The following is a 23,564-nucleotide window of genomic DNA, read 5'->3' as shown; positions in this document are numbered from 1 at the left end:
CCCCGGCCCCAGGCCGAGCCCGCCCCCGGCACCCGCCAGCTGCTGGAGCAAAAGGGCGCCAAGGCCGTCGCCGACTGGATGCTGGACCAGAAGCGCCTGCTGATCACCGACACCTCGATGCGCGACGGGCACCAGTCGCTGCTGGCCACGCGCATGCGCTCGATCGACATGATCCGGGTGGCGCCCAGCTATGCCGCGAACCTGCCCGGCCTGTTCTCGGTCGAATGCTGGGGCGGGGCGACCTTCGACGTCGCCTATCGCTTCCTGCAGGAATGCCCCTGGCAGCGGCTGCGCGACATCCGCGCCCGCATGCCCAACCTGATGACGCAGATGCTGCTGCGGGCCAGCAACGGCGTCGGCTACACCAACTATCCCGACAACGTGGTGCAAAGCTTCGTCGCCCAGGCGGCCAGGACCGGGGTCGACGTGTTCCGGGTCTTCGACAGCCTGAACTGGACCCCGAACATGCGCGTCGCCATGGATGCGGTGATCGAAAGCGGCAAGATCTGCGAGGGCACGATCTGCTATACCGGCGACCTGCTCGATCCCGCGCGCGCGAAATACGACCTGCAATATTACCTCAGGATGGCGCGCGAGCTCAGCGATGCCGGCGCGCATATCCTTGGCCTCAAGGACATGGCCGGGCTCTTGAAGCCCGCCTCGGCCGCCATCCTGGTCCGCGCGCTGAAGCAAGAGATCGGCCTGCCGGTGCATTTCCACACCCATGACACCGGCGGGCTCAGCGGCGCCTCGATCCTGGCCGCGGCCGAGGCCGGGGTGGATGCGGTGGATTGCGCCATGGATGCGCTCTCGGGCAATACCTCGCAGCCCTGCCTGGGCTCGGTGGTCGAGGCGCTGCGCCACACCGACCGCGACACCGGGCTGGACATCGAGGCGATCCGCCGGATCTCGAACTACTGGGAGGCGGTGCGCGAGCATTACGCCGCCTTCGAGAGCGGCTTGCAGGCCCCGGCCTCGGAGGTCTGGCTGCACGAGATGCCCGGCGGCCAGTTCACCAATCTCAAGGCGCAGGCGCGCTCGCTCGGGCTCGAGGAGCGCTGGCACGAGGTCGCCCAGGCCTATGCCGAGGTGAACCGGATGTTCGGCGACATCGTCAAGGTCACGCCCAGTTCCAAGGTGGTGGGCGACATGGCGCTGGTGATGGTGGCGCAGGGGCTTTCGCGGGCGCAGGTCGAGGACCCGGCGGTCGAGGTCGCCTTCCCCGATTCGGTCGTCGACATGATGCGCGGCAACCTGGGCCAGCCCCCCGGCGGCTGGCCCGAGGCCTTGCAAGGGAAGGTGCTGAAGGGCGAGGCGCCGCTGACCGCCCGCCCCGGCGCGGCGATGCCGCCGGTCGACATCGCGGCCGCCCGCGCCGAGCTGGTCCGCCAGCTGGAAGGCAAGGCGGTCGACGACGAGGACCTGAACGGCTACCTGATGTATCCCAAGGTGTTTTTGGACTACATGGGCCGGCACCGGCAATACGGCCCGGTCCGGGTTCTGCCGACGCGGGCCTTCTTCTACGGCATGGAGCCGGGCGAGGAGATCGAGGCCGAGATCGACCCCGGCAAGACGCTGGAGATCCGGCTGCAGACCGTGGGCGAGACCGACGAGAAGGGCGAGGTCAAGGTCTTCTTCGAGCTCAACGGCCAGCCGCGGGTGATCCGGGTGCCGAACCGGCTGGTGAAGGCGCAGACCGCCGCCCGTCCCAAGGCCGATCCGGCGAACGAGGGCCATCTCGGCGCCCCCATGCCCGGCGTCGTCGCCTCGGTCGCCGTCGCCCAGGGGCAGAAGGTCAACCCCGGCGACCTGCTGCTGACCATCGAGGCGATGAAGATGGAAACCGCCATCCACGCCGACAGAGCCGGCCTGATCAAGACCCTCCACGTCAGGCCAGGTGAACAGATCGACGCAAAAGACCTCATGATAGAGATGGAGTGACGAAAGGGAACGGCCCGGCGCGCAGATGCGCAGGGGCCGTTCCGGCGAAGGAAGCGATGCAGGCGGCCCGCGGCCGGATCGCGTGCCGTCGCCCTGCCGCGCCTTCAATCGCGGCCCGGAAAAGGCGATGCCGTCCCCTGCCAAGCGCTTGCCGAACCGGGGGCGGCCTCGTTTTTCTGGTGATTGCTTGCGAAAGGGTAGCGAGGCCGACCCCTGGCACAGCCGCGGCAAGCTGGCGATCCGTGCGACGCAGACGGGGCCGGACGCCGCCAGGTTTCAGTCCACGGCGTTCTGGAAGCCGCCGATCAGGCGGCGCAGCCCGAATGCGGCACCGGCGGCGATGGCGATCAGGGTGACGGGGCCGGACCACGCCAGGGCCGCGAAGGCCGAGACCCCCTGCCCGACCGAACAGCCCATCGCCACCACGCCGCCCGCGCCCATCAGCGCCGCGCCGCCGACCTGCCGGCCCAGTTCGCGGGGATCCTCGCAGGCCTCCCATTTGAACAGGCCGCGGATCATCGAGCCGATCAGCGCCCCGGCCATGACGCCCACGACCGAGCCCACGGAAAAGGTGATCCCGCCCGCGGTCGAGGTCATCAGGTAGATCAGCGTCCGGCCCACCGGCGCGGTGAACGAGGGCCCCTCGATCTGGACCGCGCCCAGGCTGTGGTCGTAAAGCCAGCTGGTGCCGAAGAAGCACCAGCTGACCGCCAGGCCCGCAGCGGCGCCCCAGGCGATCATCTGCGGCCTTGCCCGCAGCGGCGCATATCCCAGCCCCCAGGCCAGTGCCCCGGCACCGAACAGCGCCACCGTCAGCGGCGCCGGCAGGCCGAGCAGGCCCAGGTCGTGGACGATGCCCTGCGGGCCGCTTGCCTCGGGCTGGGGGAACAGCAGCACGCGCAGCGGCGCCAGCGGCCCGGACAGGACGATGAAGCCGATGATCGCCATCACCACCACCACCACCAGCGAGCGCAGGTCGCCGCTGCCGAAGCGCACCAGCGCGCCGAAGCCGCAATTCCCGGCCATGGCCATGCCATAGCCGAACACCAGCCCGCCGACGATCGAGGCCAGCGGGTTCCAGCGGATGGTGTGGTAGAAGCTGTTCTCCAGCTCGATCCAGCCCAGCAGGGCCAGCGCCTGCGTCGTCAGGATGGCCACCCCCAGCACCACGCCCCAAAGCCGCAGCCGCCGGGCGTCCTTGCCATAGACCGCCGATTCCAGCGCGCCGAGCGTGCAGAAGTCCCCAAGCCGTGCGGCAAGTCCCAGCACGATCCCGCCTGCCAGCCCGACCAGGGCGGCGAGCAATCCATAGGGCAGCTCATCCATCGCATCTCTCCCATTCCCGCGGAAATCCGGTTCCGCGGCCTCCCGGCACCGCCCCCGCCTCCCCGCGGGATCAGCAATCCGTCCCGAACAGCTTTTTCAGAACGACAAGCAAGTCAACGACCTTGGGATCGAGGATCGAATAAAAGATCGTCTGCCCGTCGCGCCGCGCGCTGACCAGTCCTTCGTGGCGCAGCCGCGCCAGTTGCTGGCTGACCACGGCCTGGCGCGAGGACAGCAGATTCTCCAGCTCGGTCACGCTTTTCGGGCCGCTCATCAGATAGCACAGGATCATCAGGCGGCCGTCATGGCCAAGCGCTTTCAGAAAGGTCGAGGCATCGTTCGCAGCCTTGATCAGCGCGTCGAAATCGGCTTCCTGTTCCGGTTCCTGCCGGATGTTCTCGATACCGCCCAAGGGCTCATCCCCATTCCCTTCGGTCCCTAAATGCCGGGTAAGCCGGCGCGCGGCAACCCAAACCGGAGGGCTGGGCCAATTTATCGCGGATCGGTGGTGGAATCAGGCTCGGCCTGGCCGATCAGCCGGGCGAGCATGGGCCAGAAGAAGTCCTCGCCCGGATAGCCTTCCAGGCGGCCGAACTCGACCTCGCCGGCCATCAGCACGAAGGTGGGGGTGAAGGTCACGGGCCGCGCCAGCTCGACGCCCGAGGGCAGGGGGTCGCGCATCTGCAGCCGCTGCACCGGCGCGGCCCTGCCCTCGTCGGTCAGCGGATATTGCGGCGCGATCTCGGCGTCCCAGCGCGCGCAATAAAGGCAGCCGGGCTGTTCGAACATCAAGAGCCGCAGCTCTGCCGCCCATGCCGCCCCGGCCGGCCATGCCGCAGCAAGCAGCGCCAGCAGCATGGGCTTGGACAGGGGCATTCCAGAACAGGATTGACGCCATAATTTGAACATAGGAATATTCTAATATAACGCCGGCCGCCGGGCAAGCATCGGCAGCACGGCAAGTTGCGGGGGGTAACGATGCTGGATGTCACCTATGGCGGGGCCGCGCTGGCGGGGCTGCTTTCCTTTCTTTCCCCCTGCATCCTGCCGATGGTGCCGTTCTACCTGTCCTATATGGCGGGGGCGTCGGTGCGCGAATTGCGCGACGGCGGCACGGTGGCGCCGGGCGCGCGCCGGCGGATGGTGCTGCGCGCGCTGGCCTTTGCCCTGGGCGTGACGACGATCTTCCTGCTGCTGGGGCTGGGGGCCACGGCATTGGGCAAGGCCTTCGCGCAATGGAAGGAAACCCTGTCCTGGGTCGCCGCCGGGGTGCTGATCCTGTTCGGCCTGCATTTCCTGGGCGTGCTGCGGATCGGCCTGCTTTACCGCGAGGCGCGGGTGCAGACCGAGGCCAAGCCCTCGACCCTGATCGGCGCCTATGTGATGGGGCTGGCCTTCGGCTTCGGCTGGACGCCCTGCGTGGGGCCGGCGCTGGCGGCGATCCTGATGGTGGCCTCGGGCATGGGCGAGTTGTGGCGCGGCGGGCTGCTGCTGGTGGTCTACGGCCTGGCGATGACCCTGCCCTTCGTGCTGGCGGCCTTTTTCGCGGCGCCGTTCCTGTCCTGGGTCGCGCGGCACCGCGCGATGATGGGGCATGTGGAAAAGGCGATGGGGGTCATGCTGATCGTCTTCGGCATCCTGATCGCCACCAATTCCGTCAATGCCATCGCCGACTGGATGATTCGCAACTTCGACTGGACAGCCACGCTTACCTGAGAGGAGCCCGACCATGACACCGATCCGCGCCCTGGCCGCCTGCCTGCTGCTGGCGGCAGCACCCGCAGCCGCCGCCGAAATCGGCGACGACGGCCTGCACAAGCCCACCTGGCTGCGCGAGACCTTCAAGGATCTGCGCGAGGATCTGGCCGAGGCCAATGCGCAGGACAAGCGCCTGCTGATCCTGGTCGAGCAGCGCGGCTGCATCTATTGCGCCGAGATGCACGAGAAGGTCTTTCCCGACCCCGAGATCGACGCGCTGATCCGCGACGGCTATTTCGTCGTCCAGATGAACCTGTTCGGCAATGTCGAGGTCACGGATTTCGACGGCACCGCCCTTTCGGAAAAGGACATGGCCGTGCGCTGGGGCGTCATGTTCACGCCGACGATGATCTTCCTTCCCGAGGAAGTGCCGGCCGACAAGACCGCCGCCCAGGCCGCCGTGGCGATGATGCCGGGGGCGTTCGGCAAGGGCACGACCAGCGCCCTGCTGACCTGGGTCCGCGCGCATGGCTATGAAAATGGCGAGCATTTCCAGAAGTTTCTGGCCCGCGAACTGGAACGCAAGGACTGATCCGGCCCCTTCGGACCGACATACATATAAATATTCAAAAATTGCTATATTTATGTTGTAAGGACCGGCGTCCATTCGCTATCATCAACCCAGGGAGAGCACAGGGAGGACAGCATGAGCAGCCATCTATGGTATGCGTCGGTGGTGGCCATGGCCATCGCGACGCCTGCCATCTGTGAAACGGCACCTAAGGAAGTGGTCTATGTCGAAGGCGCGGTCGAGGCTTCCCTGACCGGCGCCCCAGGCAACCCCGAGGAAGGGGTTCGGGTCATGACCACCAACGCGCTTGGCAACTGCGTGGCCTGCCACCAGATCGGGGCGCTGCCGGACGTCGAGTTTCCGGGCACCATCGCCCCGCCGCTGGACGGCGCCGGCGATCGCTGGACCGAGGCCCAGCTGCGCGGCATCGTCGCCAATGCGAAGATGACCTTCGAGGGCACCTTCATGCCGGCCTTCTACAAGGTGGACGGCTTCGTCCGGCCCGGCGACGGCTTCACCGGCAAGGCCGGGGCCGAGCCGCTGGCCCCCATCCTGAACGCACAGCAGATCGAGGATGTCGTGGCCTTCCTCGTGACGCTGAAGGAATGACGCCTGATCTCTACAGGCCCGACAATCAAGGAGAAAGACATGATCCTTTCAAGACGTGAGGCGCTCTGGATCGGCTTTGGCGGGCTTGCCGCCGCCGCCCTGCCGGGCAAGGCCGTGATGGCGAGCACCGTTGACGAGTTGACCGCGGCCTTCACCGGCGGCGCGGCCGCGGGCGAAGGCGGGATCACCCTGACCGCCCCCGAGATCGCCGAGAACGGCAATACCGTGCCGATCGAGGTCAGCGCCCCCGGCGCGGTGTCGGTCATGCTGCTGGCGGCGGGCAACCCCGAGCCGGCGGTCGCCACCTTCAACTTCGGTCCCGCCGCCGCCGACCAGCGCGCCGCGACCCGCATCCGCCTGGCCCAGACCCAGGACGTGATCGCGCTGGCGAAGATGGGCGACGGTTCGATCGTGAAGGCCCAGACCACCGTCAAAGTCACCATCGGCGGCTGCGGCGGCTGAGTCCAGGAACAGGAGAATTACGATGGCAGATGATGCAAAGCCCCGCGTGAAGGTTCCGAGTTCGGCCAAGGCGGGCGAAAGCGTGACGATCAAGGCGCTGATCTCGCACAAGATGGAATCGGGCCAGCGCAAGGATGCCGAGGGCAAGCTGATCCCGCGCTCGATCATCAACCGCTTCACGTGCGACCTGAACGGGGTGAACGTGGTGGACGTGGCGATCGACCCGGCGGTCTCGACCAACCCCTATTTCGAATTCGACGCCAAGGTCGATGCGGCCGGGGAATTCAAGTTCACCTGGTATGACGACGACGGCTCTGTCTACGAAGACGTGAAGCCGATCTCGGTCGCCTGAGCGCCGCAAACATCCAGATCCAGGGAGGAGACGCGATGCTGCGCTTTACCAAGACAAAAGGCACCTTGGCCGCCACGGCCCTTGGCCTCGCCCTTGCGGGCGCGGCTTTCGCGGACCCGGTCGAGGACGAACTGGTCATCGAAGCCGAGGAGGGCCAGGTCGAGATCGTGACCAAGACCGCACCGCCCGCCTTTCTGGCCGATACGTTCGACGCGATCTATTCCGGCTGGCACTTTCGCGACGACACCACGCGGGATCTCGAGCGGGACGATTTCGACAACCCCGCCATGGTCTTCGTGGACCGCGGCCTCGACAAGTGGAACGCGGCCATGGGCACGGGCGGCGAAAGCTGCGCCAGTTGCCACCAGGGACCGGAATCCATGGCCGGGCTGCGCGCCGTCATGCCTCGGGTCGACGAAAAGACCGGCAAGCTGATGATCATGGAGGATTACGTCAACGCCTGCGTGACCGAGCGCATGGGCCTGGAGAAATGGGGCGTGACGTCGGAGAACATGAAGGACATGCTGTCGCTGATCTCGCTTCAGTCGCGCGGCATGGCGGTCAACGTCAAGATCGACGGGCCCGCTGCCCCCTATTGGGAGCATGGCAAGGAGATCTACTATACCCGCTATGGCCAGCTGGAGATGTCCTGCGCGAACTGCCACGAGGACAACAACGGCCAGATGATCCGGGCCGACCACCTGAGCCAGGGCCAGGTGAACGGCTTCCCGACCTACCGGCTCAAGGACTCGGGCATGGTCACGGCACAGCAGCGTTTCGTGGGCTGCGTCCGCGACACCCGCGCCGAGACCTTCAAGGCCGGCTCGGACGACTTCAAGGCGCTGGAGCTTTACGTCGCCTCGCGCGGCAACGGCCTTTCGGTCGAAGGCGTGTCGGTCCGGCACTGAAGCCTTGCGACCGCCGGCCCTGCCGGCGGTCCCCTTCCCTACCAATCGAAAGGGCAATGCTTCGGCGCGCCTTGGCGCGGCGGAAGAGTCTTGTCCGAAACGCACAGGAGTAACCGGGGGATGATTACCCGACGTGAGTTCATTCAGGTCGCCATGGCCACCTCGGCCCTGGTCGGGGCCTCGGGTTTCGGGACATGGTCGCGGGTGTCGGCGCAGCAGGCGCTGACCCAGGACCAGCTGCTGCAGTTCGACGATTTCGGCAATGTGACGTTGATCCATGTGACCGACATCCATGCCCAGTTGAAACCAATCTATTTCCGCGAGCCCGAGATCAACATCGGCGTGGGCGACGCCAAGGGCAAGGTGCCCCATGTCACCGGCGCCGAGTTCCAGAAGATGTTCGGCATCGCGCCCGGATCGGCCGATGCCTATGCGCTCAGCTACCCGGATTTCGAGGCCTTGGCGCGCGGCTACGGCCGGATGGGCGGCATGGACCGCGTCGCGACCGTGGTCAAGGCGATCCGCGCCGCCCGGCCCGACTCGATCCTGCTCGATGGCGGCGACACCTGGCACGGCTCGATGACCTCGTTCCTGACCAAGGGCCAGGACATGGTGAACGTGATGAACGCGCTTGGCGTCGATGCCATGACCAGCCATTGGGAATGGACCTATGGCACCGAGCGGGTCAAGGAGATCGTCGAGACCCAGCTGAAGTTCCCCTTCCTCGGCGCGAACATCTTCGACGTGGAATGGGACGAGCCGGCCTTCGAGCCCTACAAGATCTTCGAGCGCGGCGGCCAGCGCATCGGCGTCATCGGCCAGGCCTTCCCCTACATGCCCATCGCCAACCCGAAATGGATGTTCCCCGAATACAGCTTCGGCATCCGCGAGGAACGGATGCAGCAGGTCGTGGACGAGCTGCGCGCCGAAGGCGTCGACCTGGTCGTGGTCCTGTCGCACAACGGCTTCGACGTCGACAAGAAGATGGGCGGCCGGGTCAAGGGCATCGACGTGATCCTGTCGGGCCATACCCATGACGCCGTCCCCGAGCCGGTCCTGATCGGCGAGACGATCCTGATCGCCACCGGCTCGAACGGGAAATTCGTCAGCCGCGTCGACCTGGACGTGCGCGACGGCAAGATGATGGGCTTCCGCCACAAGCTGATCCCGATCTTCTCGGACGTCATCACGCCCGATGCCGACATGGCCGCCCTGATCGACGCCGAGCGCGCGCCCTTCCAGGCGCAGCTCGAGGAAAAGATCGGCACCACCGAAAGCCTGCTCTACCGCCGCGGCAACTTCAACGGCTCGTGGGACGACCTGATCTGCGACGCCATCCGCACGGAACGCGACGTGCAGATCGCGCTGTCGCCGGGCGTGCGCTGGGGCACCACGCTGCTGCCCGGCGATGCGATCACCCGCGAGGACGTCCACAACGTCACCTCGATGACCTATGGCGCGGTCTACCGCACCGAAATGACCGGCGAGACGCTCAGGACCGTCCTGGAGGACGTCGCCGACAACATCTTCAACACGGACCCCTATTACCAGCAGGGCGGGGACATGGTGCGCGTGGGCGGGCTGGCCTATGCGATCGACGTGTCCAAGCCGATGGGGCAACGGATCGGCGCCATGGCGCTGGCCGACACGGGCGAGGCCATCGAGCCCGCCAAATCCTACACAGTCGCCGGCTGGGCATCGGTCAACGAAGGCACCGAGGGCCCGCAAATCTGGGACGTGGTCGAATCGCATATCCGCAAGATCGGCACCGTCCGTCTGCAACCCAACACCTCGGTCACCGTGACCGGGGTCTGACAATCACGAAGGAGCGTTCGCCCATGAAAGACGAACTCACCAAGGACGGCAAGGACGCCGTCGGCACCTCGCGCCGCGCCTTTCTGCGCGGGGGCGCGGTGGCCGGCGCCAGCCTTGTCACCGGCACGGGCCTGGCCCGCGCGGCCGAAACCCCCGACCCGCTGATTACCGAGATCCAGCCCTGGGCCTCGGAATTCGGCGAGGCGGTCGATGCCAATCCCTACGGCCTGCCGATCCATTTCGAATCGCATGTGAAGCGGCAATATGTCGAATGGCTGACCGAAAGCCCGGTCTCTTCGATCAACTTCACGCCGATCCATGCGCTGGAAGGCACGATCACGCCCCAGGGCTGTGCCTTCGAGCGGCACCATTCCGGCTCCATCGAGCTGAGCAAGCAGGACTACCGGCTGATGATCAACGGGCTGGTGGAAAAGCCGCTGGTCTTCACCTTCGAGGATCTGCTGCGCTTTCCCCGCACCACCACCACCGCCTTCTGCGAATGCGCGGCAAACGGCGGCATGGAATGGGGCGGCGCGCAGCTGGAGGGCTGCCAGTATACCCAGGGCATGATCCACAACATGGAATATGTCGGCGTGCCGCTGTCGGTGCTGCTGGCCGAGGCCGGGGTCAAGCCCGAGGGCAAATGGCTTTACGCCGAGGGGGCGGATGCCTCGTCCAACGGTCGCTCCTTCCCGATGGAAAAGGTGATGGACGACATGATGCTGGCCTTCTTCGCCAATGGCGAGGCGCTGCGCAAGGAACACGGCTATCCCGCCCGCCTGGTCGTGCCGGGCTGGGAAGGCAACATGTGGGTGAAATGGGTCCGCCGCCTGGGGATCTATGACAAGGCGGTGGAAAGCCGCGAGGAGACCTCGAAATACACCGACCTGATGCCGGACGGCCGGGCGCGGAAATGGACCTGGGTGATGGATGCGAAATCGGTCATCACCTCGCCCAGCCCGCAGGTGCCGATCCGCCACGGCAAGGGGCCGCTGGTGATCTCCGGCCTGGCCTGGAGCGGCAACGGCCGCGTCACCCGCGTCGATGTCTCGCTGGACGGCGGCAAGAACTGGACCACGGCGCGGATCACCGGCCAGGCCCTGCCCAAGGCGCTGACCCGCTTCCACCTGGACATCGAATGGGACGGGTCGGAAATGCTGCTGCAATCGCGCGCCGTGGACGAGACCGGCTATGTCCAGCCGACCAAGGATGCCCTGCGCGCCATCCGCGGCCGCAACAACGTCTATCACAACAACGGCATCCAGACCTGGTGGGTCAAGGCCGACGGGGAGGTCGAGAATGTCGAAATCGCTTGAGCTGTTTTTGGGCTCGGTGCTGGCGGCCTCGGTGCTTGCCGGTCCGGCCATGGCGGAAAAGCTGGGACTGGGCCGCGTGGCCCTGCCCGAAGAGATCAGCGCCTGGGACACGGCGGTCCTGCCCGACGGCCAGGGGCTGCGCCCCGGCTCGGGCGATGTCGCCACGGGGGATGCGCTTTTCGCCGACAACTGCGCCTCGTGCCACGGCGACTTCGCCGAGGGGCTGGACAGCTGGCCGGTGCTGGCGGGCGGCGACGGCAGCCTGACCGATCCGCGCCCGGTCAAGACCATCGGCAGCTACTGGCCCTATCTGTCGACGGTCTACGACTATGTCCATCGCTCGATGCCCTTCGGCTCGGCGCAGACCCTGTCGGTGGACGACACCTATGCCATCACCGCCTTCCTGCTTTATTCCAACGGCCTGGTTGAGGACGATTTCGTCCTGACCCACGAGAACTTCACCAAGGTCGTGCTGCCCAATGCCGAGGGCTTCTATCCCGACGACCGCGACCAGAGCGAATATCCGCTGTTCTCGAAAGAGCCCTGCATGACGGATTGCGCGGTCGGGGTCGAGATCACCAAGCGCGCGGTCGATCTGAACGTGACGCCCGAGGATCCCGACGGCCGCCCGGCCGGCAGCATGCCCAACCTGGGCGCAGCCGCCGACCCGGCCGAACCCGCCGCACCGGCCGAGAAGAAGGCCGAGGCCGCGCCGGTCGAGGCACCGGCGCAAGCCGCGCCCGAGGTCGTGGTCAAGACCGCCGCCGCGGCGCCGGAAACCCCGGCCCCGGCGGAAGCCGCGGCCGCCGCGGACCCGGCGCTGCTGGCCCAGGGCGAAAAGGTGTTCAAGAAATGCGCCGCCTGCCACAAGGTCGGCGACGGCGCCAAGAACAGCACCGGCCCGACGCTGAACGGCATCGTCGGCAGCCCGGCGGGCAAGGTCGAGGGCTTCAAATACTCCAAGCCCCTGCTCGCCATGGCCGCGGATGGGCTGGTCTGGGACGATGCTTCCCTGCACACCTATCTGGAAAACCCCAAGGGGATGATCAAGGGCGGCAAGATGTCCTTTGCCGGGCTGAAGAAAGAGGACGAGCGCGCCGCCGTCATCGCCTATCTCGCCACCTTCGCCAAGTAACCCATGAGACAGCGCAAGCTTCTGCCCGCGCTGTTCCTGGCCGCTGCGACCGGCACCACGCCGGCCGCAGCGGCCGAAATCGGAGACGCGGTCCACGGGGCAGAGCTGTTCGGCAAGGAATGCTCGGTCTGCCACCGGATCGGCAAGGGCGCGCGCCATTCCGTCGGCCCGCGGCTGAACGGCGTCTTCGGCCGCCGCGCCGCCAGCCTGGCCGATTTCAGCTATTCCAAGGCCATGAAGCGCAAGGGCAATGACGGGCTGACCTGGACCCTGGAAACGCTCGACGCCTATATCGAGAACCCCAAGGCGCTGGTGACCGGCACGCGCATGTCCTATCGCGGGCTGGCCGATCCCCAGGCGCGGGCCGATCTGATGGCCTATATGCGCGACTACTCCGACCGGCCCCAGGACATTCCCGAGGCCGAGCCCACCGCCCGCCGCAACGCGCCGGTGCTGTCCGAAGAGGTGCTGGCCCTGCGCGGGGATCCCGAGTTCGGCGCCTATCTGTCGGCGGAATGCACCACCTGCCACCAGCGCGACGGTTCCGACCAGGGCATCCCCTCGATCGCCGGCTGGCCGCAGGAGGATTTCGTGGTCGCCATGCACGCCTACAAGCAGAAATTGCGGCCGCATCCGGTGATGCAGATGATGGCCGGCAGGCTCAGCGAGGAAGAGATCGCGGCGCTGGCCGCCTTCTTCGCCACGCTCGAATGACCGAAAAGCGGCCGGTTGCCACGCACCGGACCGTTCATCAGGGAGGAGAGAAAGATGATCCTGACGAGACGATCGCTGATCGCGGGCGCCACTGCCGCCACCGGGCTGCTTTATGCGCCCGTCGTCCTGGGACAGGGCAAGCCGAAGGTCGTCGTCATCGGCGGCGGCGCCGGCGGCGGCACGGCGGCCCATTACATGGCCAGGGATTCCCAGGGCGCGCTGGACGTGACCCTGGTCGAGGCCAATCCGGTCTATACGACCTGCTTCTTCTCGAATCTCTATATCGGCGGGTTCCGCGATTTCGAAAGCCTTCAGCACGGCTATGACAAGCTGTCCGCCGCCGGGGTCGCCGTCGTCAACGACACGGCCGTCGGGGTGGATCGCGCGGCGCGGACGGTCACGCTGGCGGGCGGGCAGGTGCTGCCCTATGACCGGCTGGTGCTGTCGCCCGGCATCGAGTTCAAGGAGGATTCGGTCCCCGGCTGGTCGCTCGAGGCGGCCGAAATCATGCCCCATGCCTACAAGGCCGGGCCGCAGACCCAGCTGCTCAGGCGCATGATCGAGTCGATGCCCCAGGGCGGCGTCTTCGCCATGGTCGCGCCCCCCAACCCCTATCGCTGCCCGCCCGGCCCCTATGAGCGGATCAGCATGGTCGCGCATCTGCTCAAGCAGGGCAATCCGACCGCCAAGATCATCATCCTGGACCCCAAGGAAAAATTCTCCAAGCAGACGCTGTTCGAGGAGGGCTGGGGGAAATATTACAACGGCATGGTCGAATGGATCAGCCCCGAATTCGGCGGCGCCAGCGTCGAGGTGCGCCCCGACAGCATGGAGGTGCTGGTCGAGGGCACGGCGCAAAAGGTCGATTGCTGCAACGTCATCCCGGCCCAGAGCGCCGGCCGGATCGCCGCCATCGCCGGGCTGACCGACGAGAGCGGCTGGGCCCCTGTGCATCCCGACAGCATGAAGTCGCGGATGGACGAGAATGTCTGGGTCCTGGGCGATTCCAGCGCCCAGGGCGACATGCCGAAATCCGCCTTCTCGGCCAACAGCCAGGCTAAGGTCGCCGCCATGGCGATCCGCGGCGAGCTGACCGGCTCGCGGGTGTTCCCGGCCAAGTATTCCAACACCTGCTGGTCGCTGCTGGCCCCCGATGACGGCATAAAGCTGGGCGCGTCCTACCAGCCGAACGGCGACCGGATCGCCAGCGTCGAGAACTTCATCAGCAACACCGGCGAGGATGCCGCGCTGCGCAAGCTGACCTATGAGGAAAGCCTCGGTTGGTATGCGGGCATCACCGCCGACATCTTCGGCTGAACCGGAAGGACGAACCCATGCAACTGAGCCGCCGCCATTTCCTTGCGGCCTCGGCCGCCGCCCTGGCCCTGCCCTACAGGCGGGCCTGGGCCGCCACCACCCTGACCATGGGTCCGGTGCGCATCGACAGCCTGTCGGACGGGCATCTGGAACTGCCGCTGGACTTCACCTTCGCCGGGCTGCCCGAGGCCGAGGTCTCGGCCCTCATGGCCCGGCACGGGCTGGCGGCGGGCGCGCTGACGCCCCCCTGCAACCTGACGCTGCTGCGCGACGGCACCAACACGGTGCTGTTCGACCTGGGATCGGGCCCGGACTTCATGCCGACCGCCGGCAAGGTGATCGAGGCGCTGGAGGCACTGGGGCTGGCGCCCGAGGACGTGACCCATGTGCTGATCACCCATGGCCATCCCGATCACCTCTGGGGCCTGCTGGACGAATTCGACGAGCCGGTCTTTACCCAGGCCGAATACATGATCGGCCAGGCCGAGTTCGACTATTGGATGGACCCCGCCACCGTCGACAGCATCGGCGAGGAACGCGCCAGCTTTGCCATCGGCGCCTCGCGCCGGCTGGAGGTGGTGGCCGACAGCATCCGCAAGCTGGCGGACGGCGAAGAGGCCCTGCCCGGCATCACCGCGCGTCTGACCCCCGGCCATACCCCCGGCCACCTGGCCTATGAGATCGCGACGCCCGAGGGCGCGCTGATGGTCGTGGGCGATGCGATCGGCAACCACCACATCGCCTTCGAGCGCCCCGACTGGCCCTCGCCCTCGGACCAGGATCCGCCTCTGGCCGCCACCACCCGCATTGCGCTGCTGGAACGGCTGGCGGCGGATGCCATGCCCTTCATCGGCTACCACCTGCCGCAAGGCGGGCTCGGCCGGGTCGAGAAGGCGGAAACCGGCTATCGCTTCACGGGAGAGATCTGATGCGCAGACTGATGCTTTGCCTGGTCGCCGCGCCCGCCTTCGCCTCCGAGGACATCCCCGACCAATACCCGCAATCGGTCCTGTATTCGAAGCCGGTCGAGGTGATCCCGAACGTCTTTTCGGCCATCGGCGCCACCGCGCCGCCGACCTATGACAATGCCGGGCACAACAACAACCTCAGCTTCATCGTGACCGACGAGGGCGTGGTGGTGGTGAACTCGGGCGCCTCGTGGCAGCTGGCCGAGGCGCTGCACGCGGAAATCCGCGCCGTCACCGACCAGCCGGTCAAGCTGGTCATCAACGAAAACGGCCAGGGCCACGCCATGCTGGGCAACGGCTACTGGGCGGCGCAGGGCGTGCCGATCCTGGCGCATGAAGAGGCCGCCGCCGAATTCGCCGACGGCGCGCCGCAGGATCTGGCCGGCCTGCAGAACTATGCCCGCGAAAGGGCCGAGGGCACGGTCATCGCCCATCCGACCGAGACCTTCACCGACCGCAAGGACATCACCATGGGCGGCGTCGCCATCGAGGTGCTGCACTTGGGGCCCGCGCATTCGCCCGGCGACACCCAGGTCTGGATCCCGCAATGGTCGATGATGATCGCCGGCGACATCGCCTTTCACGAGCGCATGCCGCCGATCTTCGAGGGCACCTGCACCTCGTGCTGGATCGAGACATGGGAGACGAAATTCGCGCCGCTGGCCCCGGCCCATGTCATTCCCGGCCATGGCCATCCGACCAACCTGGCGCAGGTGACGCGCTATACCCGCGACTACCTGGCCGATCTGCGCGAAAAGATCGGCGCGCATATCGAAGAGGGCGGCGACCTGGGCGGCGCCTATTACGTCGACCAGTCGCGCTGGTCGCGGCTCGATACGTTCGAGGAACTGGCGACCAAGAATGCCGGCGTGGTCTTTGCCGAGATGGAGTTCGAATAAGGCTGCGGCCGGGCGGGCACCTGCCCTGCCCGGCCGCTCCGGCCCGCCGGGTCACATCCCGTGCATCTTGGCCTTGTCCAGCTTGTAGCTCCAGGGCAGGCCCGCGTTCTTCCAGCCGTTGACGCTGCGGGTTCCGGCCAGCGGCCCGTCCTTGGCAAGGTCGCCCTCGAACCCGTCCGTCACCGACCAGACATTGCCGAAGCCCGCCTTGGCCAGTTCGTTGGCCGCCTTGGCGCTGCGGTCGCCCGACCGGCAAATCAGGACGATGGCCGCATCCTGGCCAAGGCCCTTGGCCCCCAGGCGGACCCGGACCTCGTCGATGAAGCCGGGATTGCTTTCCATCTTGAAGGTCGAGCGCTTGTCGTCCCAGGCGGGCGATGCGGGCTGGATCATGTGGGGCACGTTGGCATCCGCGACGGTCGCCATGCCGACAAAGGCCACCTCGCCGGGCGAGCGCACATCCAGAAACAGCACCTCCTGCGGGGACTGCACGACCTTTTCATAGGCCTCGGCCGCGGTCAGATACAGCTTCTGCACCGTCTGCTTGTTTTCGGGCAAGGCCGCCGCATCGCTCGCCCAGGCCGGAGCCAGGGGCGACAGCGCCGACAATGCCAGGCCAAAAAGAATGGCACGCATGTGAAATCCTCTCCTGCTTATATAGCAAGATACGAATATACGACCTGAGCGATATAACGAAGCGATTTCATGCGTCCGGGCCGGCATTTTCCGGCCCCTGCCTTTTCCCGCCCCCCGGCCGGTCAGGCCGTCGCCCGATGCGCGGATTGGTCCACCAGCCAGTCGGTGATGACGGCGCCGATCCACATGCACAACAGCGCAAGCCAGGCCGTCGCCACGAAGATCGAGCCGCCCGAGACGCCGGCGCCGATGGCGCAGCCCCCGGCCAGCATGGCGCCGAAGCCCATCAGCGCCGCCCCCAGCATCGATCGCCGCATCTGCCCCTCGCCCTCGAAGCCCTGGAACTTCAGCCGCCGCTTCAGCGCCGCCGACAGGAAGGCGCCGACAAAGACGCCCGGCACCAGGCCGATGTCGAAATCCAGGACCGGGCTTTCGGTCAGAAAGAACATCAGGGTGCTGGCGGAAGGCCCCGAAAAGGTGGCCGAGGTCACGCTGACCGGATCGAAGGCCTGCTGCGACAGCGAAAAGGTCAGCACCCAGCCAAGCGCCACCGCAAAGCCCACGCCCGAGGCAAAGACCAGCACCGGCAGGCCGATCCGGTTCGCCCGCGCCAGCCAAAGCGCCAGCACGGCACAGCCGATGCCGACCAGGATGGCGCCGGATTCGCGCAGCGGCAGCGCCGTCAGCAGGCTGACATTGCGCCCGCCCGGCGTGGTCCACAGCCCCGCCAGCTCCTGCCGCAAAGGGGCCAGCCAGCCATGCAGCGCCATCTGCGCCACCACCGCGAAGATCAGCCCCGACACGACCGAGCGCAGGTTCCCCGTCGCCGCCAGCACCAGAAGCCGCCCCGAACAGCCGCGCGCCAGCACCATGCCGGCGCCGAACATCAGCCCGCCGATCACCGCGCCCGACCAGCTGCCGGTGACGGCCATCATCCGCGCCTCCTCGGCGCGGAACAGGCCCAGAAGCCCCGCGCCCTGAACCCAGATCACCGCGGTCGAAAAGGTCAGCAGCCAGACCGCGACCTTGGGCCCCAGGCTGCCGCGGGCGAATTCCACCGTGGCCGCGCGCAGGCAAAAGGACGACCGTTCCGCGGAAAAGCCAAAGACGGCCCCGACCAGCAGGCCGAAGATCGCGGCCAGTTGCGGCTCGGGAACATGCTCAAGCAGAAAGTCGAGATCCATGGCCGCCATCCTTTTCGACATATGGCCCCGGCCGCCCCGACCGCGCCTTGACATGGATCATATCCGGGCCAAAGCCCAGGCATCAACGCGGCACGTGGCCGCCCCGCCCGGAATTGCCGGTCGCCTGCGATAAAAACGCCAATGATCCGGCGGATTCCAGGACAACCGGCCGGCAAGGTTTCTGGAAGCCGAGCGATGAAGATCGCATAATCGGTGCGCCCATCGGCGCAAATCGATCAGGCAAAACGCTGGAATGGACAGGCGATCTCCTGCGGCCCCAGCGACGCAAAACCCGATGATCGCCGGGATTAAGATCGCATGCCGCGCATGGCCATCGGGCGGCTTGAAATGCTGCCGGCGGCGCCAATGGAGTGATTGAAAAACCGCGGCGCTGGATCTTGATATTCCGACCGCCCGGCGGTTATTTTCGAACGATCAGCGCGGCGCCTTCGCCGGCCGCCGGTTTCCGGCGTGAATGCGGCAGCGGCGCCAATCGCCTATCGAAAGGAACTGCAAATGACCGAGATCGATCTGAACGCCATGTCCCTGGCCGAGCTGAAACAGCTGCGCAAGAATGTCGAAAGGGCCATCACCGGTTTCGAGGCCCGCCGCAAGGCCGAAGCCCGCGCCAAGGCCGAGGAAGCCGCGAAACAATTCGGCTTTTCCCTGACGCAATTGATCGAGACGGCGGCGCAGCGTCCCGCGGCCGCGCCGAAATATGTCCACCCCGAGAATCCCGATCTGACCTGGAGCGGGCGCGGCCGCAAACCCCGCTGGATCGCCGAAGGATTGGCCGCCGGCAAGGCGCTGGAAGATTTCGCCATCTGAACGGCATTGCCCCCGGCAGATCGAATGCGGGGCCTTGTCCCGGCTAGACCTTTTCGCCCGCCCGGTCGAAACGGGCCTGGGCATCATGGATCGCGTCGATATTCGCCATCGCCCATTCCGCCAGCGCGCAGACCGGCTTGCGCAGCGAACGGCCAAGCTCGGTCAATTCGTAATCCACGCGCGGCGGAATGCTGGGCGTCACCGTGCGCGACACCAGCCCGTCGCGCTCCAGCCCGCGCAGGGTCAGCGTCAGCATGCGCTGGGAAATGCTGGGGATCTCGCGGCGCAATTCGCTGAACCGCCGCGGCCCCTCGGCCAGGACCGAAACGATCAGCAGGCTCCATTTGTCGCCGATCCGCTGCAGGACGGCGGCAAAGGCCCGGCAACCGAAACTGTTGGGGTCATGCATCTGGTTTCTCCGGTTTCCTTGCCGTGACCGGGTCACAGCCATGTAACTGCGGCACAGGATTGTGCCTTCTTGCGGGGGTCTTCCCGATGGTTATCTAAGCGGCCTCAGTATAAATTCCATACCTAGGAGACAAAAGTGACCATCCTGCATATCGACAGCAGCATCACCGGCGACAACAGCGTCAGCCGCATCGTCAGCCAGGCGATCATCGACCGGCTGGCCGAGGCCCGGCCCGGCGTCCCCGTCATCCGCCGCGACCTGGCCGGCGCGCCGCTGCCGCATCTGACGCTGGATGCGCTGGCCGACAGCGCGGTTCTGGACGAGTTCCTGGCCGCCGAGACGGTGGTGATCGGCGCGCCGATGTATAACTTCACCCTGCCCAGCCAGCTCAAGGCCTGGATCGACCGCATCGTCGTCGCCGGCAAGACCTTCCGCTATACCGCCGAGGGACCGGAGGGGCTGGCCGGCGGCAAGCGCGTGATCATCGCGCTGGCGCGCGGCGGCTTTTACAGCGACGACGCGCGGGTGGCGCTGGAACATCTGGAAAGCTACCTGCGCTCGGTCTTTGCCTTCATCGGCATCGAGGCCGAATTCGTGATGGCCGACGGCGTGAGCATCGGCCCCGAACAGCGCCAGGCCGCCATCGACCAGGCGCTTGGCCAGACCCGGCAGCTTGCCGCATGAACCCCGCGCCGCCCGTCCCCCTAGGGCAGGCGGCGTATCGCCGGCCAGTAATCGGCCAGCCACAGCAGGAACGCCGCCGCCCACAGCAGGGCGGCGAGCAGGTGCAGCGGGCCGGGCGGCCATGGCATCAACCCCATCTCGGGCAGGGCGCGCAGCAGCACCGCCAGTCCGGCCAGCACGAAAGCCGCGCGGGTCGGCCGGTTCAGGCCAAGCCCCTGCCCGGTATGGAACCGCCCGGCGATCGCCAGCACCGCCAGCACGCCCAGGCCCAGGCCGCCCATCAGCGCCAGATGCAGCGGCCCGGCCTCGGCCCAGGGCGCGCCAAGCGCGGCGGCACCCAAGCCCAGCAGCCCCGCGCCGGCAAATCCCGCCGCCGCCATCAGCACCATGATCTCGGCGCGAAACGCCTCGGCACCGACAAAGCCCTCGGCCATGCGGTCCATGAAGGCGGCGCCGGCGGCGATCCACAGAAAGCCCGCGACCGCCGGCGAGAGCCCCGCGACCTGCCCCGCCAGGGCCAGCGCCACCAGCCCGGCCGACAGGTTCAGCCGCCCCGGATGCGGCCGAAAGGGCGAGGTGCTTTCGCTGGGGTCCAGCACGATATTCGTCACCGGCACGCTGATGCGCGCCAACGCCAGGGACAGCAGCCCCAGAAACACCAGCCCGGCGACGCGCAGCCATTCCGCCGCCGCCTCGGCCTGCCCGGCCAGCATCGCCATGCGCGCCATCAGCCCGGCCAGCGCCAGCGCGAAAAGCCAGCCCGCAAAGCTGAGCAGCCGCGTGGTCCGCTGCCGCAGCGAGACCTTGAGCAGATAGGCCAGCAGCAGCACCAGCCAGGCCAGGTCCGCCAGCATCGCCGGCAGGACCAGCAGGTCCGCGCCCAGAAGCCCCGCGATCCGCGCCAGGCCCCAAAGTGCGGCCAGCACCCAAAGCGGCCGTCCGCGCAGGCGGGGGGTGTCGCTCCATTCCGGCGCGGCGGTGGTCAGAAAGCCCAGCAGCGCCGCGCCCCAGGCGCCGAAGATCATCTCGTTCGCATGCCAGATGCCGGCCGGGATCTGCCGCGCAAGGGGCAGGTCGAAGGACCAGAGCCCGACCCAGACGAGCGGCCACAGCCCGGCATGCAGCGCCGCCAGCGGAAAGAACAGCCGGAAGCCTTCGTCGGACAGCACGCGGTGCAGCGGAGGCGTCATGGGCGCAGCCGTTCGTCGATGTCGTGGATATGCGCAAACAGCGGGTCGGCGGTCAGGTAGTGCTGGCGCAGGGCAAAGATCGCCGCCTCGTCGCGGGTGCCGGGGCTGCCCGGCGGCAGGCGCTCGCCGGCGATGCCGCGCCCGCCCGCGTCCAGGACCAGGATACGGTGGCTGATGCGGATCGCCTCCAGCAGGTCATGGGTGATGAAGAGCGCGGCGAAGCGCGCCGAGGCGGCGGCCTCGATCACCAGATCCTGCATCCGCCGCTTCAGCGCCACATCCAGCGCGGTGAAGGGTTCGTCGAAATAGATGAAATCCGGGTCCGTCACCAGGGCGCGGGCGATGGCGGCGCGCTGGCGCATGCCGCCCGAAAGCTCGGACGGGTATTTCCCCAGATCCTCGGGCAGCAGGCCGGCGCGCAGGGCGGCATCGGCGATCACCCGGCGCCGCATCCGGCGCGGCGCGCGCGACAGGCGCAGCGGAAAGCCGATATTGCCGGCCGCGGTGGCCCAGGGCATCAGCCGCGGCTCCTGGAAGACCATCGCGTGGCGCAGGTAGTGGCGGGCGATGCGCCCCTCGCGCGGCTCGACCAGCCCGGCGGCGATATGCGCAAGCGTGGACTTGCCCGAACCCGACGGCCCGACCAGCGCCACGATCTCTTGCCGGGCGACGCCCAGCGTGATGCCCTCGAGCACGGTGCGGCCGAAAAAGGCGTGGCCGATGCGGTTCAGTTCCAGCAGGCTCATCGCTTGACGCCCCAGGGCGCTGCGGCCTCGCGCCAGCGCTCCAGCTCGGCCCGGACCGGGCGGATCAGGATGTATTCGACCGCGATCAGCGCGGCGACGGCCAGGCTGACCCAGGCCAGCGCCTCGGCGATGTCCAGCATGGCCCGCGCCCGCGCCAGCGCGCCGCCGATGCCGCCGGCATTGGCCAGCAGCTCGGCCATGATCGCCACCTTGAAGGCCGAGCCGAGCGCCAGGATCAGCGCCGGGAACAGCTGCGCCGAAATCTGCCGGGCCGAGACGAACAGGAAGCGCCGCAGCGGCCCGGCGCCAAAGACCTGCGCCATGTCGTCCAGGCCGCGGTCGCGCGTCACCACCCCCTCGACCGCGCCGACGAAGACGACCGGCGTGGCCGAGATCAGGATCGTCACCGCCACGGTCAGGTCCGAGGGGCCGAACCAGATCATCGCCAGCACGATCCAGGCGATGGGCGGCACGCCCAGAAGCAGGGTCAGGATCGGCCGCGACAGCCGCAGCGTGGCCGGGGAATAGCCCGCCGCCACCCCGAAAAGCGTGCCGATCAGCGCGCAAAGCCCGAAGCCGGCCAGCGCGCGGGCGGTGGTCAGGGCCAGCAGTTCCTGCGCCCTGCCCTCGTGCATAAGCCGCGCCGCCGCGGCCAGCGTGTCCAGCGGCGCGGTCAGGATGAAATCGCCATAGGCCTCGTGCCCGGCCTGCCACAGCGCGCCGATCAGCGCCAGGCCCGCGAGCCCCGCCCAGGCCGACCACAGGAACCGGCCCAGCCGCGCCAGCCGGTCGAGACAGGCCGAAAGCAGGCTCACAGCAGATAGAACCCGTCGTCGGGCAGCTTGCCGCCGATGATCGCGGCATCGGTCTCGGCCATCAGCGACAGGATCGCCTCGATCGCCGGCCGCGCCTCGCCGGCGGGGCGCACGGCCAGCCGGGAATGCGGCACCGACAGCGCCAGGATCGGGGCGGGCATGTCCAGGGCGCCGGCGGCTTCGGTCGCGGCCTGCACCGGATCGGCCAGCACCTCGCCGTTCGCCTGCGCCAGCGCGGCCTGCAACGGCGCCAGCACCTCGGCGCCGCCGGCCATGAAGGCATCGGTCGCGGCCAGCCCGGCCTGCGGCAGCACCGGGCCGACATCGCCCTGCCGGCCCCATTCCTCTTGCAGGTCGATCACCCGCGCGAAAGCCTTGCCCACGGTCCGCCCGCGCATGATCGCCACGCTGGAGGCCGGCTCGCCGAGCAGCGCCGCCTCGATCTGGCCGGCCAGCAGCATCTGCGCCGCCTCGATGGGGCTGCCGACGGGCACCAGCTGCACCTTGTCGGCGATGCCCTGCCGCGCCAGCAGCGCGCGCAGCACGAAATCGGGCGTGTCGTTGACGAAGGGCACGGCCAGGCGCCTGCCCTCCAGCCCGGTGAAATCGGCGACCGCGCCGGATTCGGCCACGATGAACAGCAGCCCGTCGGTCATGGTATTGACCAGCCGCAGCCCCATGCCGCGGTTATAGAGATTCGCGGCGACCTGCACCGGCACCACCGACAGGTCGATGGTCCCCGAGGTCAGCCCGGCGCGCAACTCGTCCGGGGTGCGCCAGACGGTCAGCGACACCTCGGCCGACAGATCCTTCAGCGCGCCGCTGGCCACGGCATGGGCCAGGGTGATGCTGGGCCCGGCAGGCGGCCCGAACAGCGCAAGCCGCGCCAGGGGTGCTGCGCGCAGGATGCCGGGCGCGGCCAGGGTGGCGGCAAGCGCGCCGGCCCCGGCAAGAAGGGCGCGGCGCGAGGGATGACGAGGGGTTTGGGACATGTCTGCCCTCCTGGCAGTCGCAAGATGAACGGGGGATCGCTGGCGGAGG

Annotated in this window: 26 protein-coding genes; 16 read left to right on the top strand and 10 right to left on the bottom strand. The window is 67.8% G+C overall.

Features of this window, described 5'->3' with window-relative positions; genetic code table 11:
• Positions 1–1,941: pyruvate carboxylase subunit B (locus tag IT40_RS17235; RefSeq protein WP_036757793.1), on the top strand; the 1,941-nt coding region annotated here is incomplete at its 5' end.
• Positions 1,942–2,217: 276 nt separating this feature from the next.
• Here IT40_RS17235 and IT40_RS17230 read toward each other — a convergent pair.
• The 3 genes from IT40_RS17230 to IT40_RS17220 all read right to left on the bottom strand — a co-directional run bounded on the left by IT40_RS17230 (position 2,218) and on the right by IT40_RS17220 (position 4,143).
• Positions 2,218–3,267 carry a YeeE/YedE family protein gene (locus tag IT40_RS17230; protein WP_036757792.1) on the bottom strand — a complete coding sequence of 350 codons (1,050 nt, stop codon included), beginning with the start codon at positions 3,265–3,267 and terminating at the stop codon, positions 2,218–2,220.
• Between the two features lie 70 nt (positions 3,268–3,337).
• Positions 3,338–3,661, bottom strand: coding sequence for an ArsR/SmtB family transcription factor (locus IT40_RS17225; RefSeq protein WP_243700249.1), 324 nt, complete (start codon positions 3,659–3,661; stop codon positions 3,338–3,340).
• 98 nt (positions 3,662–3,759) lie between these two features.
• Positions 3,760–4,143 carry a thioredoxin family protein gene (locus IT40_RS17220; RefSeq protein ID WP_243700248.1) on the bottom strand — a complete coding sequence of 128 codons (384 nt, stop codon included), beginning with the start codon at positions 4,141–4,143 and terminating at the stop codon, positions 3,760–3,762.
• A 102-nt stretch (positions 4,144–4,245) separates the two neighbouring features.
• Here IT40_RS17220 and IT40_RS17215 point away from each other — a divergent pair, with 102 nt between their 5' ends.
• The 13 genes from IT40_RS17215 to IT40_RS17155 all read left to right on the top strand — a co-directional run bounded on the left by IT40_RS17215 (position 4,246) and on the right by IT40_RS17155 (position 16,031).
• Complete coding sequence (locus tag IT40_RS17215; protein ID WP_036757789.1) at positions 4,246–4,983, top strand: cytochrome c biogenesis CcdA family protein; 738 nt, start codon at positions 4,246–4,248, stop codon at positions 4,981–4,983.
• A gap of 13 nt (positions 4,984–4,996) precedes the next feature.
• Complete coding sequence (locus IT40_RS17210; protein WP_116171215.1) at positions 4,997–5,557, top strand: SoxW family protein; 561 nt, start codon at positions 4,997–4,999, stop codon at positions 5,555–5,557.
• Between the two features lie 114 nt (positions 5,558–5,671).
• Positions 5,672–6,145, top strand: a complete 474-nt coding sequence (gene soxX, locus IT40_RS17205) for a sulfur oxidation c-type cytochrome SoxX (protein ID WP_036757787.1) — start codon at positions 5,672–5,674, stop codon at positions 6,143–6,145.
• A gap of 39 nt (positions 6,146–6,184) precedes the next feature.
• Positions 6,185–6,607 carry a thiosulfate oxidation carrier protein SoxY gene (gene soxY, locus IT40_RS17200; RefSeq protein WP_036757785.1) on the top strand — a complete coding sequence of 141 codons (423 nt, stop codon included), beginning with the start codon at positions 6,185–6,187 and terminating at the stop codon, positions 6,605–6,607.
• A gap of 22 nt (positions 6,608–6,629) precedes the next feature.
• The gene (soxZ, locus tag IT40_RS17195) at positions 6,630–6,959 is read left to right on the top strand and encodes a thiosulfate oxidation carrier complex protein SoxZ (RefSeq protein ID WP_036757783.1); all 330 of its coding nucleotides are present in this window, start codon (positions 6,630–6,632) and stop codon (positions 6,957–6,959) included.
• Between the two features lie 35 nt (positions 6,960–6,994).
• On the top strand, positions 6,995–7,867 hold the full coding sequence (gene soxA, locus IT40_RS17190; RefSeq protein ID WP_036757781.1) for a sulfur oxidation c-type cytochrome SoxA: 873 nt from the start codon (positions 6,995–6,997) through the stop codon (positions 7,865–7,867).
• 120 nt (positions 7,868–7,987) lie between these two features.
• A complete protein-coding gene (gene soxB / locus IT40_RS17185) occupies positions 7,988–9,682 on the top strand; it encodes a thiosulfohydrolase SoxB (protein WP_036757779.1) in 1,695 nt (564 codons plus the stop codon).
• Positions 9,683–9,705: 23 nt separating this feature from the next.
• The gene (gene soxC / locus IT40_RS17180; protein ID WP_036757778.1) at positions 9,706–10,998 is read left to right on the top strand and encodes a sulfite dehydrogenase; all 1,293 of its coding nucleotides are present in this window, start codon (positions 9,706–9,708) and stop codon (positions 10,996–10,998) included.
• The gene (locus tag IT40_RS17175; RefSeq protein ID WP_036757776.1) at positions 10,982–12,133 is read left to right on the top strand and encodes a c-type cytochrome; all 1,152 of its coding nucleotides are present in this window, start codon (positions 10,982–10,984) and stop codon (positions 12,131–12,133) included. Before soxC ends, IT40_RS17175 begins: the two co-directional genes overlap by 17 nt.
• A gap of 3 nt (positions 12,134–12,136) precedes the next feature.
• A complete protein-coding gene (locus IT40_RS17170; RefSeq protein ID WP_036757774.1) occupies positions 12,137–12,847 on the top strand; it encodes a c-type cytochrome in 711 nt (236 codons plus the stop codon).
• A gap of 54 nt (positions 12,848–12,901) precedes the next feature.
• Positions 12,902–14,164 carry an NAD(P)/FAD-dependent oxidoreductase gene (locus IT40_RS17165; protein WP_036757772.1) on the top strand — a complete coding sequence of 421 codons (1,263 nt, stop codon included), beginning with the start codon at positions 12,902–12,904 and terminating at the stop codon, positions 14,162–14,164.
• A 17-nt stretch (positions 14,165–14,181) separates the two neighbouring features.
• Positions 14,182–15,093 carry an MBL fold metallo-hydrolase gene (locus IT40_RS17160; protein WP_036757770.1) on the top strand — a complete coding sequence of 304 codons (912 nt, stop codon included), beginning with the start codon at positions 14,182–14,184 and terminating at the stop codon, positions 15,091–15,093.
• Positions 15,093–16,031 carry an MBL fold metallo-hydrolase gene (locus tag IT40_RS17155; protein WP_036757768.1) on the top strand — a complete coding sequence of 313 codons (939 nt, stop codon included), beginning with the start codon at positions 15,093–15,095 and terminating at the stop codon, positions 16,029–16,031. The genes IT40_RS17160 and IT40_RS17155 overlap by 1 nt, the downstream gene beginning before the upstream one ends.
• Positions 16,032–16,082: 51 nt before the next feature.
• Here IT40_RS17155 and IT40_RS17150 read toward each other — a convergent pair whose 3' ends face one another.
• Positions 16,083–16,667 (bottom strand): rhodanese-like domain-containing protein, encoded by a 585-nt coding sequence (locus IT40_RS17150; RefSeq protein ID WP_036757766.1) that lies wholly within the window; start codon positions 16,665–16,667, stop codon positions 16,083–16,085.
• Positions 16,668–16,789: 122 nt separating this feature from the next.
• Positions 16,790–17,851, bottom strand: a complete 1,062-nt coding sequence (locus tag IT40_RS17145; RefSeq protein ID WP_036757799.1) for a YeeE/YedE family protein — start codon at positions 17,849–17,851, stop codon at positions 16,790–16,792.
• A 516-nt stretch (positions 17,852–18,367) separates the two neighbouring features.
• Between IT40_RS17145 and IT40_RS17140 the strand changes: the two genes are divergently transcribed.
• Positions 18,368–18,679, top strand: a complete 312-nt coding sequence (locus IT40_RS17140; RefSeq protein ID WP_036757764.1) for an H-NS histone family protein — start codon at positions 18,368–18,370, stop codon at positions 18,677–18,679.
• Between the two features lie 43 nt (positions 18,680–18,722).
• Here the strand turns inward: IT40_RS17140 and IT40_RS17135 are convergent, their stop codons facing one another.
• A complete protein-coding gene (locus IT40_RS17135) occupies positions 18,723–19,088 on the bottom strand; it encodes a winged helix-turn-helix transcriptional regulator (protein WP_036757763.1) in 366 nt (121 codons plus the stop codon).
• Positions 19,089–19,223: 135 nt separating this feature from the next.
• Here IT40_RS17135 and IT40_RS17130 point away from each other — a divergent pair, with 135 nt between their 5' ends.
• Positions 19,224–19,772, top strand: a complete 549-nt coding sequence (locus IT40_RS17130; protein WP_036757762.1) for an FMN-dependent NADH-azoreductase — start codon at positions 19,224–19,226, stop codon at positions 19,770–19,772.
• 20 nt (positions 19,773–19,792) lie between these two features.
• Here the strand turns inward: IT40_RS17130 and IT40_RS17125 are convergent, their stop codons facing one another.
• The 4 genes from IT40_RS17125 to IT40_RS17110 are packed head-to-tail and all read right to left on the bottom strand — an operon-like array spanning position 19,793 to position 23,515.
• Positions 19,793–20,962 (bottom strand): NnrS family protein, encoded by a 1,170-nt coding sequence (locus tag IT40_RS17125; RefSeq protein WP_036757761.1) that lies wholly within the window; start codon positions 20,960–20,962, stop codon positions 19,793–19,795.
• On the bottom strand, positions 20,959–21,708 hold the full coding sequence (locus tag IT40_RS17120) for an ABC transporter ATP-binding protein (RefSeq protein WP_036757760.1): 750 nt from the start codon (positions 21,706–21,708) through the stop codon (positions 20,959–20,961). The genes IT40_RS17125 and IT40_RS17120 overlap by 4 nt, the downstream gene beginning before the upstream one ends.
• On the bottom strand, positions 21,705–22,523 hold the full coding sequence (locus IT40_RS17115) for an ABC transporter permease (RefSeq protein WP_052096088.1): 819 nt from the start codon (positions 22,521–22,523) through the stop codon (positions 21,705–21,707). The genes IT40_RS17120 and IT40_RS17115 overlap by 4 nt, the downstream gene beginning before the upstream one ends.
• Complete coding sequence (locus IT40_RS17110) at positions 22,520–23,515, bottom strand: ABC transporter substrate-binding protein (protein WP_036757759.1); 996 nt, start codon at positions 23,513–23,515, stop codon at positions 22,520–22,522. Before IT40_RS17110 ends, IT40_RS17115 begins: the two co-directional genes overlap by 4 nt.
• Positions 23,516–23,564 lie beyond the last annotated feature (49 nt).

The sequence above is a fragment of the Paracoccus versutus genome, assembly GCF_000763885.1.
Lineage (GTDB): Bacteria > Pseudomonadota > Alphaproteobacteria > Rhodobacterales > Rhodobacteraceae > Paracoccus > Paracoccus versutus.
The sequence above is the reverse complement of the archived record's forward strand: the minus strand, read 5'-3'. Positions and strand labels throughout refer to the sequence as shown.

Excerpts from the sequence above, each read along its gene's own strand:
- IT40_RS17165 (WP_036757772.1), top strand. The coding sequence starts at position 12,902 with ATGATCCTGACGAGACGATCGCTGATCGCGGGCGCCACTGCCGCCACC.
- IT40_RS17175 (WP_036757776.1), top strand. The coding sequence starts at position 10,982 with ATGTCGAAATCGCTTGAGCTGTTTTTGGGCTCGGTGCTGGCGGCCTCG.
- soxA (WP_036757781.1), top strand. The coding sequence starts at position 6,995 with ATGCTGCGCTTTACCAAGACAAAAGGCACCTTGGCCGCCACGGCCCTT.
- IT40_RS17145 (WP_036757799.1), bottom strand. The coding sequence starts at position 17,851 with ATGGATCTCGACTTTCTGCTTGAGCATGTTCCCGAGCCGCAACTGGCC.
- soxB (WP_036757779.1), top strand. The coding sequence starts at position 7,988 with ATGATTACCCGACGTGAGTTCATTCAGGTCGCCATGGCCACCTCGGCC.
- IT40_RS17120 (WP_036757760.1), bottom strand. The coding sequence starts at position 21,708 with ATGAGCCTGCTGGAACTGAACCGCATCGGCCACGCCTTTTTCGGCCGC.
- IT40_RS17110 (WP_036757759.1), bottom strand. The coding sequence starts at position 23,515 with ATGTCCCAAACCCCTCGTCATCCCTCGCGCCGCGCCCTTCTTGCCGGG.
- IT40_RS17160 (WP_036757770.1), top strand. The coding sequence starts at position 14,182 with ATGCAACTGAGCCGCCGCCATTTCCTTGCGGCCTCGGCCGCCGCCCTG.
- IT40_RS17155 (WP_036757768.1), top strand. The coding sequence starts at position 15,093 with ATGCGCAGACTGATGCTTTGCCTGGTCGCCGCGCCCGCCTTCGCCTCC.
- soxX (WP_036757787.1), top strand. The coding sequence starts at position 5,672 with ATGAGCAGCCATCTATGGTATGCGTCGGTGGTGGCCATGGCCATCGCG.
- IT40_RS17210 (WP_116171215.1), top strand. The coding sequence starts at position 4,997 with ATGACACCGATCCGCGCCCTGGCCGCCTGCCTGCTGCTGGCGGCAGCA.
- soxC (WP_036757778.1), top strand. The coding sequence starts at position 9,706 with ATGAAAGACGAACTCACCAAGGACGGCAAGGACGCCGTCGGCACCTCG.
- soxZ (WP_036757783.1), top strand. The coding sequence starts at position 6,630 with ATGGCAGATGATGCAAAGCCCCGCGTGAAGGTTCCGAGTTCGGCCAAG.
- IT40_RS17170 (WP_036757774.1), top strand. The coding sequence starts at position 12,137 with ATGAGACAGCGCAAGCTTCTGCCCGCGCTGTTCCTGGCCGCTGCGACC.
- soxY (WP_036757785.1), top strand. The coding sequence starts at position 6,185 with ATGATCCTTTCAAGACGTGAGGCGCTCTGGATCGGCTTTGGCGGGCTT.
- IT40_RS17215 (WP_036757789.1), top strand. The coding sequence starts at position 4,246 with ATGCTGGATGTCACCTATGGCGGGGCCGCGCTGGCGGGGCTGCTTTCC.
- IT40_RS17150 (WP_036757766.1), bottom strand. The coding sequence starts at position 16,667 with ATGCGTGCCATTCTTTTTGGCCTGGCATTGTCGGCGCTGTCGCCCCTG.
- IT40_RS17135 (WP_036757763.1), bottom strand. The coding sequence starts at position 19,088 with ATGCATGACCCCAACAGTTTCGGTTGCCGGGCCTTTGCCGCCGTCCTG.
- IT40_RS17230 (WP_036757792.1), bottom strand. The coding sequence starts at position 3,267 with ATGGATGAGCTGCCCTATGGATTGCTCGCCGCCCTGGTCGGGCTGGCA.
- IT40_RS17220 (WP_243700248.1), bottom strand. The coding sequence starts at position 4,143 with ATGCCCCTGTCCAAGCCCATGCTGCTGGCGCTGCTTGCTGCGGCATGG.
- IT40_RS17140 (WP_036757764.1), top strand. The coding sequence starts at position 18,368 with ATGACCGAGATCGATCTGAACGCCATGTCCCTGGCCGAGCTGAAACAG.
- IT40_RS17125 (WP_036757761.1), bottom strand. The coding sequence starts at position 20,962 with ATGACGCCTCCGCTGCACCGCGTGCTGTCCGACGAAGGCTTCCGGCTG.